12 protein-coding genes, 1 tRNA gene and 1 pseudogene are annotated in these 16,096 nt (G+C 72.2%); 11 read left to right on the top strand and 3 right to left on the bottom strand.

The window, feature by feature from the left end; genetic code table 11:
- Nucleotides 1–243 precede the first annotated feature (243 nt).
- Nucleotides 244–317 (top strand) — tRNA-Met (locus OEIGOIKO_RS19800).
- A 63-nt stretch (nucleotides 318–380) separates the two neighbouring features.
- Here OEIGOIKO_RS19800 and OEIGOIKO_RS19795 read toward each other — a convergent pair.
- Entirely contained in the window at nucleotides 381–1,160 is a 780-nt protein-coding gene (locus tag OEIGOIKO_RS19795) for an NAD(P)H-dependent oxidoreductase (protein ID WP_125055179.1), read from the bottom strand.
- Nucleotides 1,161–1,311: 151 nt separating this feature from the next.
- On the opposite strand from OEIGOIKO_RS19795, the gene OEIGOIKO_RS19790 reads away from it, so the two are divergent.
- From OEIGOIKO_RS19790 to OEIGOIKO_RS19780, 3 genes are all read left to right on the top strand, one after another.
- Nucleotides 1,312–2,382 (top strand): GlxA family transcriptional regulator, encoded by a 1,071-nt coding sequence (locus OEIGOIKO_RS19790; protein ID WP_125055178.1) that lies wholly within the window; start codon nucleotides 1,312–1,314, stop codon nucleotides 2,380–2,382.
- A gap of 5 nt (nucleotides 2,383–2,387) precedes the next feature.
- A complete protein-coding gene (locus tag OEIGOIKO_RS19785) occupies nucleotides 2,388–3,404 on the top strand; it encodes a DUF2797 domain-containing protein (protein WP_125058803.1) in 1,017 nt (338 codons plus the stop codon).
- A gap of 118 nt (nucleotides 3,405–3,522) precedes the next feature.
- The gene (locus OEIGOIKO_RS19780; protein ID WP_125055177.1) at nucleotides 3,523–4,401 is read left to right on the top strand and encodes an amidohydrolase family protein; all 879 of its coding nucleotides are present in this window, start codon (nucleotides 3,523–3,525) and stop codon (nucleotides 4,399–4,401) included.
- Between the two features lie 6 nt (nucleotides 4,402–4,407).
- Here the strand turns inward: OEIGOIKO_RS19780 and OEIGOIKO_RS19775 are convergent, their stop codons facing one another.
- Nucleotides 4,408–4,959, bottom strand: coding sequence for an NADPH-dependent FMN reductase (locus OEIGOIKO_RS19775; RefSeq protein ID WP_125055176.1), 552 nt, complete (start codon nucleotides 4,957–4,959; stop codon nucleotides 4,408–4,410).
- Nucleotides 4,960–5,237: 278 nt separating this feature from the next.
- Between OEIGOIKO_RS19775 and OEIGOIKO_RS19770 the strand changes: the two genes are divergently transcribed.
- From OEIGOIKO_RS19770 to OEIGOIKO_RS19735, 7 genes and pseudogenes are all read left to right on the top strand, one after another.
- Entirely contained in the window at nucleotides 5,238–5,987 is a 750-nt protein-coding gene (locus OEIGOIKO_RS19770) for a response regulator transcription factor (protein WP_125055175.1), read from the top strand.
- 522 nt (nucleotides 5,988–6,509) lie between these two features.
- Nucleotides 6,510–8,177: a sensor histidine kinase gene (locus tag OEIGOIKO_RS19760; protein WP_246178059.1), complete on the top strand. Its 1,668-nt coding sequence runs from the start codon at nucleotides 6,510–6,512 to the stop codon at nucleotides 8,175–8,177.
- Nucleotides 8,178–8,203: 26 nt separating this feature from the next.
- Complete coding sequence (locus tag OEIGOIKO_RS19755; protein ID WP_125055174.1) at nucleotides 8,204–9,763, top strand: bifunctional glycosyltransferase family 2/GtrA family protein; 1,560 nt, start codon at nucleotides 8,204–8,206, stop codon at nucleotides 9,761–9,763.
- Nucleotides 9,760–12,044: pseudogene (locus OEIGOIKO_RS19750) on the top strand (ArnT family glycosyltransferase). The gene OEIGOIKO_RS19755 and the pseudogene OEIGOIKO_RS19750 overlap by 4 nt, the downstream one beginning before the upstream one ends.
- A gap of 127 nt (nucleotides 12,045–12,171) precedes the next feature.
- On the top strand, nucleotides 12,172–13,797 hold the full coding sequence (locus tag OEIGOIKO_RS19745) for an MFS transporter (RefSeq protein WP_246177430.1): 1,626 nt from the start codon (nucleotides 12,172–12,174) through the stop codon (nucleotides 13,795–13,797).
- 43 nt (nucleotides 13,798–13,840) lie between these two features.
- The gene (locus OEIGOIKO_RS19740) at nucleotides 13,841–14,701 is read left to right on the top strand and encodes a TetR/AcrR family transcriptional regulator (RefSeq protein WP_125055173.1); all 861 of its coding nucleotides are present in this window, start codon (nucleotides 13,841–13,843) and stop codon (nucleotides 14,699–14,701) included.
- Nucleotides 14,702–14,870: 169 nt separating this feature from the next.
- The gene (locus OEIGOIKO_RS19735; protein ID WP_030017571.1) at nucleotides 14,871–15,107 is read left to right on the top strand and encodes a chaplin; all 237 of its coding nucleotides are present in this window, start codon (nucleotides 14,871–14,873) and stop codon (nucleotides 15,105–15,107) included.
- Between the two features lie 99 nt (nucleotides 15,108–15,206).
- On the opposite strand, the gene OEIGOIKO_RS19730 is transcribed toward OEIGOIKO_RS19735, so the two are convergent.
- Entirely contained in the window at nucleotides 15,207–16,064 is an 858-nt protein-coding gene (locus OEIGOIKO_RS19730; RefSeq protein ID WP_125055172.1) for a YceI family protein, read from the bottom strand.
- Nucleotides 16,065–16,096 lie beyond the last annotated feature (32 nt).

Below are 16,096 nucleotides of genomic sequence, written 5' to 3'. Positions count from 1 at the left end.
CTACGGTTCGGGAAGGTGCAGATTCGCATTCTGCCGGTGCGCAGCAGGTCGAAGCCTCTGCCGGGTCATCCGGGTGGGCGCTTCGCCGTGCAGTGCGGAAGCTGAGTCCTGCCTGCGGCTGCGTCACCCGCCGGTACGGAGCCCCGTCCGCCCCGTTCTCGACCCGGTCGGCACGAGCGGGTGAGGGGGCAGGGGTAACGATTTCCCATGGGGGCGGGTGTGGCGTAGAGTCTGAGGAACCGACGCGGGGTGGAGCAGCTCGGTAGCTCGCTGGGCTCATAACCCAGAGGTCGCAGGTTCAAATCCTGTCCCCGCTACTGCGAAGACCGGTCCGGCACGGAAACGTGCCGGGCCGGTCTTTTTTGCATGGCGTGTTCGGGTTATGGGGCGTCCGTGTAGTGCAGGGCCAGGCCGGTGGAGTGCGGGGCGAGGTCCGGGTGGAGGGTGAGGGTTTCCGGGTCGTAGTCGGGGGAGTTCTGGCGGCGGAAGGGGAGGGGCGGGGTCGAGGGGAGCTCCAGGAGGCGGGTGCGGAGGCGGGCTGCGGTGTCCTCGAAGGCGGCGGGGGTCGTGCGGTCCGCCGAGGGGACGAGGAACGGCGGGGCCACGCTCATGCCCGTGTACCAGAAGGTGCCGTGGTGGAGGGGGAACAGCAGGTCGTCGAGGTCGCCGTTGACGCCGCGGGGGCCGATCGAGGAGGGACGGGCGCCGGCGGTGACGACGGCCATGGCGCGCTTGCCGGTCAGCGGGCCGTCGCCGTAGCGGAGTGCCTGCCCGGTGGCGGGGTCGTCGATGCCGTACGCGAAGCCCCTGATGAAGACGCGGTCGAACCAGCCCTTGAGGATCGCCGGCATTCCGTACCACCAGAGGGGGAACTGGACGACGAGGGTGTCGGCCCAGGTGACCTTCTCCTGTTCGGTGCGGATGTCGGGGCTCAAGGTGCCGTGGGTGTAGGCGCGGTGGGCGGCGCTGCTGATGTGGAGGCGGTCCGTGGGGGAGTGGCCGAAGTCGTCGGCGTCGACGACCGGGTTCCACTTCATGGCGTAGAGGTCGGAGAGCTGGACCTCGTGGCCGTGGTCGCGCAGGGTGCGGATGCCTTCGTTCTTGAGGGAGCTGTTGAGGGAGCGTTCTTCGGGGTGGGCTGCCAGCCAGAGGACCTTCATGGGGGCTCCAAGGGGAGGGGAGAGGGAGGGGAGAGGGAGGGGAGAGGGAGGGGAGAGGGAGGGGAGAGGGAGGGGAGAGGGAGGGGGAGGGGGAAGGTTTTTGGGGTGGGTCGATCTTCTGGTGGGGGGTGGGGGCGGAACGAGTGGCCGGATGGCCAAGGTGTGTGAGGATCGGGCCATGAGTGTCTTCGCGGAGGACGGGCGGCACCGGGTCGCCGTACTGGTGCGGCACGGGCTGCTGCCGATGGAGCTGGGGATCGTGCACCGGATCTTCGGGCAGGCCGAGACGGCCGACGGCCGGCGGTTGTACGAGGTGGTGACGTGTGCGCCGGAGCCGGGGGAGATCCGTACCGATGTGGATTTCACGGTCAACGTGCGGTACGGGCCCGAGGCCCTCGCGGAGGCGGACACCGTCGTGGTGCCGGCCTCGCAGCAGGACTACGGGAGGGACGACGGCTGCCTGAGCGAGGAGATGGCGCGGGCGGTGGCGCGCTTTCGTCCGGGTGCGCGGGTCGCGTCGATCTGCACGGGGTCGTTCGTGCTGGCGGCGGCCGGTCTGCTGGAGGGGCGGCGGGCGACGACGCACTGGGGGTCGGCGGAGCAGTTTCGGCGGCTGTTCCCGGAGGTGGAGCTGGATGCGGATGTTCTGTATACGGATGAGGGGGGTGTGCTGACGGCCGCAGGTGTCGCTTCCGGGATTGATCTGTGCCTGCACATGATCAGGTGTGATCACGGGGCGGCGGTGGCCAATGAGGTGGCCCGCCGTACGGTCGTACCGCCGCACCGGGAGGGCGGACAGGCCCAGTTCATCCGCCGCCCGGTCCCCGAACCGCAGTACTCCTCCACGGCCGCGGCCCGGGCCTGGGCGCTGGAGCACCTGGACCGGCCGGTGACCCTGCGGGAACTGGCCGCGTGCGAGGCGATGAGCGTACGGACCTTCACCCGGCGGTTCCGGGAGGAGGTCGGGGTCTCCCCGTTGCAGTGGCTGACGCAGCAGCGGGTCGAGCGGGCGCGGCAGTTGCTGGAGGAGACGGAACTGACGGTGGACCGGGTGGCGTCGGACGCCGGGTTCGGTACGGCGGCCTCGCTGCGGCAGCACCTTCAGGCCGCGATCGGCGTGTCGCCGAGTGCGTACCGGAGCACTTATCGGGGGGCTGCGGCGGGAAGTGGGACGGTTGGGGTGGGGGATGCTGACGTGAGCAAGGTGGGTGTCGGGGCGTGAGTGGGGTGGTGGGTGGTTGGTGGTGTACGGGGCCGAGTTGGGACGGGGGCGAGCCGGGGCTCGGGTGGTACGCACCGGATCGGGGTGTACGGCGGCGTAGTGCCTTGCCGGCCGGCAAAGGTCTGGCTTTTGCGGTGGTGGGGGAGCGGCGGTGCCTCGGGGTGCGGAGGGGAGCGCGGTGGACGGCCTGTCCGTACGCGGCCGTGATCGACGGTAGGCGCACGCGGGACCAGTGCGCGGACTGCGCTCGGCTCGACCGCTCGCGGTCGGTGGCGGCGGACACGATGGCCGACGATCCGCGTACGTACGGCGTCTACCTGGCGTACTTCGGGCCCGGCCTGCTGAAGGTGGGGATCACGGCGGCCGAGCGTGGCGCGGCGCGCCTGGTGGAGCAGGGGGCGGTCACGTACGCATGGCTGGGCTACGGGCCGCTGATGGCCGCGCGGCGGGCGGAGACGCTGTTGGGCACCGCCTTGGACGTACGGGACCGGTTCGGCAAGGCGGAGAAGCGGGCGGCGCGTACCGCGCTGCCGCCGGTGCCGGAGCGGGCCGCGGCGCTGGCCGAACTGCATGGCGCGGCGCGGGGGCTGGCGGGGTGGCCGGAGGCGCTGGAGCCGGTTGCGTTCGCGTGGACGGACCATACGGAGGTGTTCGGGCTGGGGCGGATTCCGGCGACGGGGGTCGGTGAGGTGGAGGGGTTGGTTGCGGGGGATGAGGTTGTGGGGACTGTGGTGGCGGGGGTGGGGGCTGATGTGTATGTGCGAGGCGCTGGGGATGCCGGGGGTGCTGGGGATTCCGGGGGTGCTGGGGTTGCTGGGAATGTCGGGGGCGCCGGGGGCGCCGGGGGCGCTGGGGGCGTGGGAGGGACTGGGGTGTTGGTGGTGGATGGGCGGTTGTTGGCGGGGTGGGTGTTGCGCGGTGCGGTGGGTGGGGTGACTACGGCGGGGGTGCGAGCGGCCGGGAAGGGGGCGGGAGGGGAGGACAGGGGAGGTGGGGAAGGGGCGCAGGGGAGTTTGTTCTGAGGGGGAAGGTGGATCAGGGGCAGGGGTGGCTCCGGGTAGGTGCTGGGTGCAACGATCGGCTGGTGGGTCGGTGGGGGCCGGGGTTGTGCCCGGTCCCGTACGGCGGGAGGACGTGGCCATGGCGGTGGACGGTGACGAGCGGGTCGAAGCGTTCTGGCGGGGGCTGGGGCTGCCGGGGCTGATCGACGTGCACACGCACTTCATGCCGGAACGGGTGCTGGCCAAGGTCTGGGCGTACTTCGACGCGGCCGGGCCGCTGGTGGGGCGTGCGTGGCCGATCGCGTACCGCTACGAGGAGGACGAACGGCTCGCCGTACTGCGCGGCTTCGGCGTCCGCGCCTTCACCTCGATGGTCTACCCGCACAAGCCGGGCATGGCTCAGTGGCTCAACGGCTGGGCGGCAGACTTCGCGGCCCGTACGCCGGACTGCCTGCGGACCGCCACGTTCTTCCCGGAGGCCGGGGCCGAGGACTACGTACGGGCCGAACTGGGCGACGGGGCGCGCGTGTTCAAGGCGCATGTGCAGGTGGGGGCGTACGACCCCGGGGACGCGCGGCTCGACGGGGTGTGGGGAGCGCTCGCGGAGGCCGGGGCGCCGGTCGTCGTGCACTGTGGTTCCGGTCCCGCGCCGGGCAAGCACACCGGGCCGGAGCCGATCGGGCGGCTGCTGGCCCGGCATCCGCGGCTGCGGCTGGTCGTCGCGCACATGGGGATGCCCGAGTACACCGACTTCCTCGGCCTGGCCGAACGGTACGAGGGCGTGCTCCTGGACACGACGATGGCGTTCACGGACTTCGCCGAGCGGGCCGCGCCCTTCCCCCGTACGGAGCGGGGGCGGCTTGCGGAGCTGGGGGAGCGGATTCTGTTCGGCAGCGACTTTCCCAACATCCCGTACGGCTACGCGCATGCGCTGGAGGTGCTGGCGCGGTTGGAGTTGGGGGACGACTGGCTGCGGGGGGTCTGTTACGGGAACGCGGGGCGGGTGTTCGGGATCTGAGCGGGGCTAGGACGGAGTGGTGGTGGGAGCGGCCGCAGCGGTGGTCAGTGCTGCCAGGGCCGCGCGGAGGTCCTGGAGGGTGGCGGGGTCGGTGACGGTCCCGGTGGCCGGGTCGGTCTTCGCGCCGATGGCGGTGAGGTCGCGGCAGGCGGCCGGGACCACGGTGGCGGACATCATGCGCAGGGTCTCGCGCAGCTGCTCGTGGGCATACACGGCGCCGGTCGGTGAGGGCGAAGCGGTCAGTACCGCGGTCGGCTTGTCCAGGAGTTCGGCGCTGCTGACGAGCCAGTCGAGAGCGTTCTTGAGGACGCCGGGGACGCCGTGGGCGTACTCCGGGCTGACGATCAGTACGGCGTCCGCGTCCGCCACGGCGTGGCGCAGGGCGGCCACCGGGGCGGGCGGCGTGGCGCCCTCGGCGTCCCGGTCGGGCTGGAAGTGGGGAAGCGCGGCGATGTCGGCGGCGGCTGACGTGGCGTCGGTGAGTGCGAGGGCGGACCGCAGGACGGCACCGTTGGAGGAGCGGGCGCGCAGGCTGCCGTTGAGGGCGAGGATCTTCATGCGGTGACGGTACGGATTGACGTCGGGGTGAAGGGAAGGGCGGAGGGGCCCGGCAGCCCGCCGAGAACCCGCCGAAAGCCACTCAGGAGCACAAACCCGCAGGTCAGGGCGATTGTCAGTGGTAGGTGCCATGCTGATTCCAGTGGTGACCGGCTGGACCGCGCGGGGGGCGGCCCAGTCCGGTTCCACTGACACCGTGCTGTGGTGACGGGTGTTTCTCAGGAGATTCACAGATACGCGCAAGACGGCTCTCAGAGGGGGTGGTCAGCCTCGACAGCATGACCGTGACAGCGTCCACATCCACCGCCAAGAAGCCCGCTGAGCTGCTGCGTCCGGACGGGAGCCCGGTGCGGGTGCTGGTCGTCGACGACGAGGCGTCGCTCGCCGAACTGCTCTCCTTGGCGCTGCGTTACGAGGGCTGGGACATCCGCGCCGAAGGTGACGGCACGGCCGCGCTGCGGGCGGCACGTGAGTGGCGGCCGGACGCGGTGCTGCTCGACGTGATGCTGCCGGACATGGACGGCCTGACCGTACTGGGGCGGCTGCGCCATGAACTGCCCGAGGTGCCGGTGCTGTTCCTGACCGCGAAGGACGCGGTCGAGGACCGGATCGCCGGGCTGACGGCGGGCGGCGACGACTATGTGACCAAGCCCTTCAGCCTGGAGGAGGTGGTGGCACGGCTGCGCGGACTGCTGCGCCGGGCCGGCGCGGCGGCGGGCCGCGGTGAGTCGCTGCTCGCGGTGGGCGATCTGCTGCTCGACGAGGAGAGCCACGAGGTGTGGCGGGGCGGTCAGGAGATCCACCTGACGGCCACCGAGTTCGAGCTGCTGCGGTACCTGATGCGCAACCCGCGGCGGGTGCTGAGCAAGACGCAGATCCTGGACCGCGTGTGGAGCTACGACTTCGGGGGCCAGGCCAACGTCGTGGAGCTGTATATCTCGTACCTGCGCCGGAAGATCGACGCGGGCCGCAGCCCGATGATTCACACGCGCCGGGGCGCCGGGTATCTGATCAAGCCCGGGGGGTAGCGGGTGTCCGGGTCAGCCGGGGCGGGTGCGGCTGGGGCGGGTGCGGGACCGAGTACGGCGGGGGCAGGTGCCGGGTCGGTCACGGCGGGGGCAGGCGTCGGCCCAACGGCTGCGGCTGCGGCTGCGGCTGTGTCGGGGGCGGGTGGCGAGCCGCCGATCGCCTCGGGGGCTGAAACCGGGGCGCAGGCTGCCGCGAGGGTGGACGGTGATCGGCCGATCGCCGCGTGGGCCGGCACCGGGCCGCCGATTCCCGTACGGGCAGCCTCCGGGGCGTCCGACGCAGGCCCGTGTGATGCAGGCCCGCGTGCCGTGAGCCCGTGTGCCGCAGACCCGCGTGATGCAGGCCCGCGTGCCGTGAGCCCGTGTGCCGCAGACCCGCGTGATGCAGGCCCGTGTGCCACAGACCCGCGTAAGCCGAGCCCAAGTGCCGCAGGCTCGCGTGCTACCGGCCCGCGCGTCCACCGGCACCGGCGTCCCCGCCAGTTCAGGCTGCGGCCGCGGCGATGGAGTCTGCGGACCCGGCTGGTGGTGTCGGCGGTGCTGCTGATCGCGGTGGTGTGCGCGGTGATCGGTACGGTCACCACCATCGCGCTGCACTCGTACCTCCAGAACCAGCTCGACGGCAAGCTGCGCGAGTCGGCCCAGCACTCCGGGGGCCGGCAGGGCGACTTCACCGGACACCGGGACCTCGGGTTCATCGCGGGCCCCGGCCAGCCCATCGGCACGGTCGGGGCGCGGGTCTCCGCCGAGGGGGACATCACCGCCGCCGCCCGCAGTATCGACGCGCGCAACCCGCTGCCCGCGCAGAACCTGGTCACGCTGACCGACGAGCAGAAGCAGGCACTGGCCGCCGTGCCTCGGGACGGACGCCCGCACACCGTCACCCTCCCCGATCTGGGCGACTACCGCGTCGAGTCGGCGCCGGACGACTCCGCGCTGGTCGGCCTGCCGGCCGGTGAGGTGCAGGACGTCGTCGCGCGGCTGGTCGTGGTGGAGGTCTGTGTGACCGCCGCGGGCCTGGTGGCCGCCGGTCTCGCGGGTGCCGCCACGGTCCGTATCGCGCTGTGGCCGCTGCGTCGGGTCGCCGCCACCGCCACCCGCGTCTCCGAACTGCCGCTGCACCGCGGCGAGGTGGCGCTGCACGAGCGCGTCCCGGCCGCCGAGGCGGACCCGCGTACGGAGGTCGGGCAGGTCGGCGCGGCGCTCAACCGGATGCTCGGGCACGTGGGGTCGGCTCTCGCGGCCCGGCAGGAGAGCGAGACCCGGGTCCGCAGATTCGTCGCGGACGCGAGCCACGAGCTGCGCACACCGCTGGCCTCGATACGCGGTTACGCCGAGCTGACCCGGCGGGGCCGCGAGGAGCCGGGGCCGGCCACCCGGCACGCCCTGGGGCGCATCGAGTCCGAGGCGGAGCGGATGACCGGCCTGGTGGAGGACCTGCTGCTGCTCGCCAGGCTGGATTCCGGGCGCCCGCTGTCGTACGAGTGCACCGACCTCGTACCGCTCGTCGTGGACGCCGTCAGCGACGCCCGGGCCGCCGGCCCCCGCCACAGGTGGCGCCTGGAGCTGCCGGCCGACCCGGTGCCCGTACGGGCCGACGCCGACCGGCTGCACCAGGTGCTGGTCAATCTGCTGGCCAATGCCCGTACGCACACGCCCGAGGGCACCACGGTCGTCGCCTGCCTGCGGCGCGAGATGCCGATGCCGGGGGCGGGGCACTTCGTCCGGCTGGAGGTACGGGACGACGGCCCCGGGGTGCCGCCCGAGCTGCTGCCGCACGTCTTCGAGCGGTTCGCCCGGGGTGACGCGTCCCGTTCCCGTACGGGCCGGGAGACGGACCGCGAGACGCGCCGGAAGACGGGCCGCGAGACGGACCGCGAGACGGGCCGCGAGACGGGCCGCGAGACGATCCGCGAGACGATCCGCGACGCGGACGGCACAGGCGGTACGCGGAGCACGGGCTCCCGCAACAGCGGCAGTACGGGCCTCGGGCTGGCGATCGTGGAGGCCGTGGTCGCGGCGCACGGCGGCACGGTCGGGGTGGAGAGCGTCCCCGGGCGGACCGTCTTCCGGGTCCGGCTGCCCGCCGGCGGACCCGCGCGCGACGTCACACGCGCCCCCCGGCATCCCCATACGCCCCTTGGATACGCCCATTCACAGCCCGGGCACAGCGGCACCACACAAGGGTGACAGCGCGCTCCGGAAGTGTCGATGTCATGACGACGACACAGCCGGCCCATACCCCCCTGGGTTCCCTGCCGCCCCGTGAGCATCTGCGCCTCGGCCAGATCGACACGGTGCTCGATGTCGTGATCCCCGTCTACAACGAGGAGTCCGACCTGGAGCCGTGCGTCCGCCGGCTCCACGACCACCTCTCCCGCACCTTCCCCTACGGCTTCCGGATCACCGTCGCGGACAACGCGAGCACGGACCGCACGCCCGAGATCTCCGCGTCGCTGGACGAGACGATCGACGAGGTGACCGCCGTACGCCTGGAGGAGAAGGGCCGCGGCCGGGCGCTGCGCACCGTCTGGTCCCTCTCCGACGCCCCGGTGCTCGCCTACATGGACGTCGACCTGTCCACCGACCTGAACGCGCTGCTGCCGCTGGTCGCCCCGCTCATCTCGGGCCACTCCGACCTGGCGATCGGCTCACGCCTGGCGCGCAGCTCGCGGGTGGTGCGCGGGCCCAAGCGGGAGTTCATCTCCCGCTCCTACAACCTCATCCTGCGCGGTTCGCTGGCCGCTCGCTTCTCCGACGCGCAGTGCGGCTTCAAGGCCGTACGGAGCGACGTCGCCGAGCGGCTGCTGCCGATGGTGGAGGACAGCGGGTGGTTCTTCGACACCGAGATGCTGGTGCTCGCCGAACGCGCCGGGCTGCGCATCCACGAGGTGCCGGTGGACTGGGTGGACGACCCGGACAGCACCGTGCACATCGTGCGGACGGCGACCGAGGACCTGAAGGGCGTGTGGCGCGTGGGGCGCGCGCTGGCCACCGGAGCGCTGCCGCTCGACCGGCTCGCGCGCCCCTTCGGCGACGATCCGCGCGACCGCGAACTGGTCGGCGTACCGCGCGGGCTGGCCCGGCAGATCATGGGCTTCTGCGTGGTCGGCGCCCTGAGCACCCTCCTCTACCTCGGCCTCTACTCGCTCTTCCGGCTCGGCGTCGGGCCGCAGCCGGCCAACGCCGCGGCCCTGCTGCTGTCGGCCGTCGGCAACACGGCGGCGAACCGCCGGCTGACCTTCGGCGTACGGGGCCGCGAGCGCGCCGTACGCCACCAGGCCCAGGGACTCGTCGTCTTCGGCATCGGACTGGCCCTGACCAGCGGATCGCTGGCCGCGCTGGACGCCGCGACCGGCGACCCCGCACACGGCACCGAGATGGCCGTCCTGGTCGCCGCGAACCTCGCGGCGACACTGCTGCGGTTCCTGCTCTTCCGGGCGTGGGTCTTCACGGACCGGGACCGGGATCGGAATCGGGACCGGGATCGGGATCGGGATTGGGAGCAGGGGCGGGAGCGTGAGCGAGAGCGGAAAGGCGGGGACGGTCGGGAAGCCGTACAGGACCGCCACACCGCCGTCCCGGACCGCCCCGCCGCCGTACGGGAACACCCCACTCCCGCACCGGGCCACCTCACCCCCGTACGGAACCACCCCATCCCCGCGCCGGATGCCCCACATCCCAGCCTCGCACCGGATGCCCCACATTCCACTCCCGCACCGGACGCCCAACATCCCACCCCCGCACCGCGCCACCCCGGCAGGAGCCCTCGATGACCACGCACCACCCCCGTCTCACGGGACCGGGCGAGACGCCAGGCCCCCATGCCCGGGAGACCGAGCCGCCCGGCCCCCGCATTCAGGACGCCGAGCCACCTGAGCCGTCCGAGCCACCTGGGCCGTCCGAGCCACCTGAGCCGTCCAAGGCGCGCGAGCAGCAGTCCGAGGCGCGCGAGCCGTCCGAATCCGCCCAGGAGACCGCCCCGCCTCCCGCCTCCCCCCGCTGGGCCCGACCCGCCCTCATCGCGCTGATCCTGGCGTCCGCCGCGCTCTTCCTCTGGGACCTCGGCGCCTCCGGGTACGCGAACCAGTTCTACTCGGCGGCCGCCCAGGCCGGTTCCGCGAGCTGGAAGGCGCTCTTCTTCGGGTCCTCCGACGCCGCCAACTCCATCACCGTCGACAAGCCCCCGGCCGCCCTGTGGCCGATGGCCCTGTCCGTACGGCTCTTCGGGCTCAGCTCGTGGTCCATCCTGGTGCCGGAGGCACTGATGGGCGTCGCCACGGTCGGGGTGCTGTACGCGGCCGTACGGCGTCGCTTCGGCGCGGGCGCTGGACTGTTCGCGGGCGCGCTGCTCGCCCTGACGCCGGTCGCCGCGCTGATGTTCCGCTTCAACAACCCCGACGCGCTGCTGTGCCTGCTGATGGTCTGCGCCGTGTACTGCGTGCTGCGCGCGCTGGAGGACGCCCGCACGAAGTGGCTGCTGCTGGCGGGTGTCTGTTTCGGCTTCGCCTTCCTGACCAAGACGCTGCAGGCGTGGCTGATCCTGCCGCCACTGGCGCTCGTGTACGGGGTGTGCGCGCCCACGCGGCTGCGCCGACGGTTCGGCCAACTCCTGCTCGGCGGGCTGGCGATGGTCGTGTCCGGCGGCTGGTGGGTCGCGATCGTCGAGCTGTGGCCGGCCGGCTCGCGCCCGTACATCGGGGGGTCGCAGAGCAACAGCTTCCTGGAGCTGACCTTCGGCTACAACGGGCTCGGCCGCATCAACGGCAACGAGGCGGGCAGTGTCGGCGGCGGCCGCCCGGGCGGAGGCGGCGGAGGCGGGGGAAGCTGGGGCGACACCGGCTTCACCCGCCTCTTCGGCTCCGACATGGGCGGCCAGATCGCCTGGCTGCTGCCCGCCGCCTTCCTGCTGCTGGTCGCGGGGCTGGTCGTACTGCGGCGGGCCGGGCGGACCGATGCCGCGCGCGCGGCGTTCCTGGTGTGGGGCGGCGCGCTGCTGATCACGTTCGCGACGTTCAGCTTCATGTCCGGGATCTTCCACCAGTACTACAACATCGCGCTGACCCCGTACATCGCGGCGCTGGTCGCGATGGGGGCGACGCTGCTGTGGCGGCGGCGCGGCCGTACCGCCGCCGTGCTGGTGCTGGCGGGCACGGTCGCGGTGACGGCGGCTTGGGCGTACGTCCTGCTGGCCCGCTCGCCGCAGTGGCTGCCGTGGCTGCGCTGGTCGGTGGTGGCGGTCGGCGCCGTGGCGGCGCTGGGGCTGCTGCTGTCCGTACGGCTGGGCCGGCGGCTGGCCGTGGTGGCCGCGGGGCTGGGGATCGCCGCCGGGCTGGGCGGGCCGGTGGCGTACGCGGCGAACACGGTCGGCACTCCGCACACCGGGTCGATCGTGACCGCGGGTCCGAAGGTCGAGGGCGCGGGGGCCGGCACGGCGGCATGATCATCGTCGGGGGGCCCGGACCTGGCGGCAAGGGGGGCAAGGGAGGACAGGGAAGCAAGGGCGGCCAGGGCGGACCGCCGCCCGGCGCTCAGGGCCAGGGCCAAGGCCAGGGCCAGGGCCAGAACCCGGGACGGCAGGCCCAGGGCCGGAGCCAGCCCCAGCCCGGCGGCCCCGGCCGCCCCCAAGGCCCCGGTGGCCCCGGTGGCCCCGGTGGCGGCCCCTACAACTCCCTGGGCGGCCTCCTCAACGGCCAGCAGGTCAGCGCCAAGGCCAAGGCCGCCCTCCGGGAGAACGCCGCCGACTACACCTGGGCCGCCGCCGCCATCGGCTCCCAGAACGCCGCCAGTTACCAGTTGGCCACCCGGCTGCCGGTCATGCCCATCGGCGGGTTCAACGGCAGCGACCCCTCACCGACGCTCGAACAGTTCAAGGAGTACGTACGCCAGGGCAAGATCCATTACTTCGTCGGCGGAGGCGCGGGCGGCGGCTTCTTCGGGGCGAACGGTGCCCAGAAGTCCGCGTCGTCCGACATCACGAGCTGGGTCGAGAAGAACTTCAAGAAGGTGACCATCGGGAGTACGACGCTGTACGACCTGACGAAACCCGCCTCGTGATGTAGTCGGCGCACCCCCATCGCGCCTATGCACACCCCTCCGTAATAGAGATGTACGGCGTATAGCGCTCCCTGTACGGTGTAGATGTCCCGCTGCTCCGCTCGATCACTCCGTACAGGGAGCCTGTATGTCCTCCGTGGCCTCCGGCGCCACCCCACCCCTGAGCCCGGCCCGCAATCCCACCCGCTGGCTCATCCTCGCCGTCATCTGCCTCGCGCAGCTGACCGTCCTGCTCGACAACACCGTCCTGAACGTCGCGGTGCCCTCCCTCACCGAGGAGATGGGCGCGACCACCGCCGACGTCCAGTGGATGCTCAACGCGTACTCCCTGGTCCAGTCCGGCCTGCTGCTCACCGCAGGCAACGCCGCCGACCGGTACGGCCGCAAGAAGATGCTCGCCCTCGGCCTGGTGCTGTTCGGCGTCGCCTCGCTGGCCGCCGCCCTCGCCCAGTCGCCCGGCCAGCTGATCGCGGCCCGTGCCGCGATGGGGGTCGGCGGCGCGCTGCTGATGACGACCACGCTCGCCGTCGTCATGCAGATCTTCGACGACGCCGAGCGCCCGAAGGCCATCGGCATCTGGAGCTCGGTGAACTCCCTCGGGTTCGCCGCCGGACCGCTGATCGGCGGCACGCTGCTGGCCCACTACTGGTGGGGCTCGCTGTTCCTGATCAACATCCCGGTCGCGCTCATCGGCTTCGTCGCCGTACTGCGGCTCGTGCCCGAGTCGAAGAGCGCCGACGGGGACCGGCCCGACCTGGTGGGCGCGCTGCTGTCCATGATCGGCATGGTCGGTGTGGTCTTCGCGATCATCTCCGGGCCCGAGAGCGGCTGGCTCTCCGGGCGGGTGCTGGTCTCCGCCGCGGTCGGCGTCGTGGGCCTCGCCGTCTTCACGCTGTGGGAGCTGCGCATACCGAACCCGATGCTGGACATGCACTTCTTCCGCAACAGCCGGTTCATCGGCGCGGTGTCCGGCGGCATCCTGGTGGCGTTCGGCCTGGGCGGCTCGATGTTCCTGCTCACCCAGCACCTGCAACTCGTCCTCGGCTACGGGCCGCTGGAGGCCGGACTGCGGATGGCGCCGCTGGCGCTGATGGTCGTCGCGCTGAACTTCACCGGGCTGGGCGTCAAGCTGCTGCCCAAGCTGGGCACCCCCGGCATGATCGTGGTCGGGATGAGCCTGCTGGCCGGCGGGCTGACCGCCATCGCGACTCTCGGCAGCGACAGTTACGGCGGCATGCTGCTCGGCCTGCTGATGATGGGTGTCGGTGTGGCGTTCGCGATGCCCACCATGGCCAACGCCATCATGTCGTCGATCCCGGTCGAGAAGGCCGGTGTGGGCGCGGGCGTGAACGGCACGCTGATGGAGTTCGGCCAGGGCCTGGGCGTCGCCGTCCTCGGCGCGGTGCTCAACTCCCGCTTCGCCGCGCTGCTGCCCGCGGTCGCGCTGGGTGCCGGCTCGCTGCCGGCCGCGCTGGCGATGGCCCGTACGGACGCGGACCGGGCGGCCGTCCACGACGCGTTCGCCTCCGGCATCGGCACCAGCCAACTGGTGGGCGCGGCCGCCGTCTTCCTCGGCGGGCTGCTCGCGGCGTTCCTGCTGCGGCGCGCGGAGCGAGGGGCGCCCGCCTCCGGCAGCGGCGCACCCGCGTCCGCCGCTGCGGGAGACGAAACGGAACGGCCGGAAGCTGCCCTGGCAGCCGCCCCGGAAGCCGACCCGGTACGCCCGGGCCCGGCCGCCGCCCGGCCGGAATAGCATCGACTCCGTACCACTGCGTGAACGAGAGGGAGGGCGCGAGATGGCAGTGACTTCGAGCCGCGCCGAGAAGCAGCCGAAGAGCGTGTGGCTGACCGAGCGCCCCCCGGTGAAACGGAAGGCTGACCAGCCGGCCGGACTGGACCTCGACAAGATCGTCGCGGCCACGGTCCGGCTGCTGGACGCCGAGGGCCTGGCGAAGTTCTCCATGCGCCGTCTCGCCGCCGAACTGGGTGTCACGGCCATGTCCGTCTACTGGTACGTCGACACCAAGGACGACCTGCTGGAACTGGCCATGGACGCGGTCGCCGGCGAACTGGACCTGCCCGACGAGTCCGACGAGCAGGCCGACTGGCGCGACCAGCTGCGCCACCTCGCCTTCGAGTACCGCAAGCTGCTGCTCGCCCACACGTGGCTGCCGAAGCTCCTGGGGGAGTACCTCAACTTCGGGCCGCGTTCGATGGCGTTCTCCAACGCGACGCTGCGGGTGATGGCGCGCAGCGGCCTGTCGAAGCAGTCGACGTCGGGCGCGCTGGCGGCGGTCTACCAGTTCGTCTACGGCTTCTGCAGCATCCAGGGCCAGCACCGGGCCCGCTGCCGGGCCGAGGGCACCACCCTGGACGAGTACTTCCACCGGGTGGTGGAAGCGGTGCAGGGCCACCCGCGGTTCGCGGAGACCATGGAACTGTCCGCCGACGGCAGGTACGCCCGCGAGGACATGTCCGCCGAACAGATGCTGGACGACGACTTCGCCTTCGCCCTGGAGCTCCAGATCGCGGGCATCGAGGCGATGCGGGAACGGCAGCGGGCGGCGGCGAAGGCCGCCGACGGCGAGAACAAGGACGGCAAGGACGGCAAGGACGGCAAGGACGGCAAGGACGGCAAGGACGGCGGTACGGACTAGGACGCCGTACGCCCCTATCACCCGCCACGCCTCCCCGTGCTCCCCGCGCACCCGAACGGATGAAGAGCGCCCGCCGAACGTGGGCATCGACGGGCGCGCCGGTTTTTGACCGCCGCGCCGTGTCTACCTCTTATCTGATCATTTCTCAGCGCAGCGTAAGGAGCTCCACATGCGCGTTCGTACTGCCATCAGCGCGGGTGTCCTGACCGTCGCCGCCGTCCTCGGCAGCGTCGGTACCGCCGTCGCCGACGCAGGTGCGGGGGCCAAGGTCGCCAACTCGCCCGGCATCCTGTCGGGCAACGCCATCCAGGTTCCGATCGACCTCGGTCTGAACCTGTGCGGCAACACCATCGACGTCATCGGACTGCTCAACCCCGCCACGGGCAACAAGTGCAAGACCAACTGACGGAACCCCCTGCACGACGGTGCCCCGCCCCTTGCGACGCAAAGGGCGGGGCACCGTCGCATGCGGCCCCGGTCGGTCGGGGGGTGGGGCCGCGTGTCGTCAGGCCGTGGGCAGGTTCTCGCCCTGTACGGCCTGGATGTCCAGCTCGACCCGCAGGGTCGTGCCGATCGCCGCGATACCGGCGGCGACGACCTGGTTGTAGTTCATCTTGAAGTCCTCGCGGCGCAGCTCGGCGGTGGCGTTGAAGGCCGCCCGCACACCGCCCCACGGGTCGGGTCCGGTGCCGAGGTAGCTCAGGTCGAGGTCCACCGCGCGTACCACGCCGCGCAGCGACAGGTCGCCGTGCACGGTCCAGCGGTCCGGGCCGGCCGGCTCCAGGCCGGTGCTGACGTACGTCATCTCCGGGTACTGCTCGACGTCGAGGAAGTCCCCGGTCCGCAGGTGCCCGTCGCGCATCCCGTTGCCGGTGTCGATCGAGGCCGTCTTGATGACCGCCCGGACCGACGACTTGTCCAGGTCCTCGGCGATCTCGATGCGGCCCGCGAAGTCCAGGAACCGGCCGTGCACGCTGGTGATGCCCAGGTGCTGGGCGGTCGCCGCGACCGTCGAGTGCATCGGGTCGATGGTCCAGGCGCCGGGCGGCGGCAGTTCGGCGCCGCCCTGCCGCGCCAGCGTCACGTTGCCGACGTCCATCCGGCCGCTGGCCGTGACGATCGCGCTGGAGGCGACCGGCGCGTAGCCGACGGCCGTCACGATCACGGTGTACGGGCCGGGGGCCAGCGGCTGCGCGTCCCGTACGGCGCCGTTCTCGTCGGCCGCCGCGCGCAGCACCTGGGTGCCGGTCATGTCGGTGACGGTCAGCACCGCGTGCTGCACCGCCCAGCCGTCCCGTGTACGGACCTGTGCGCGTACGCCCGCGCCGTTGGCCGCTCCCGCTGCCGCGCCCGTCGAAGTCATTCCCACTCCCGTTCTTGCCTCTCACATGTCGG

The sequence above is a fragment of the Streptomyces paromomycinus genome (assembly GCF_003865155.1).
GTDB lineage: Bacteria > Actinomycetota > Actinomycetes > Streptomycetales > Streptomycetaceae > Streptomyces > Streptomyces chrestomyceticus.
Note: the sequence above shows the minus strand (reverse complement) of the source record. Positions and strands in the feature narration are given on the sequence as shown.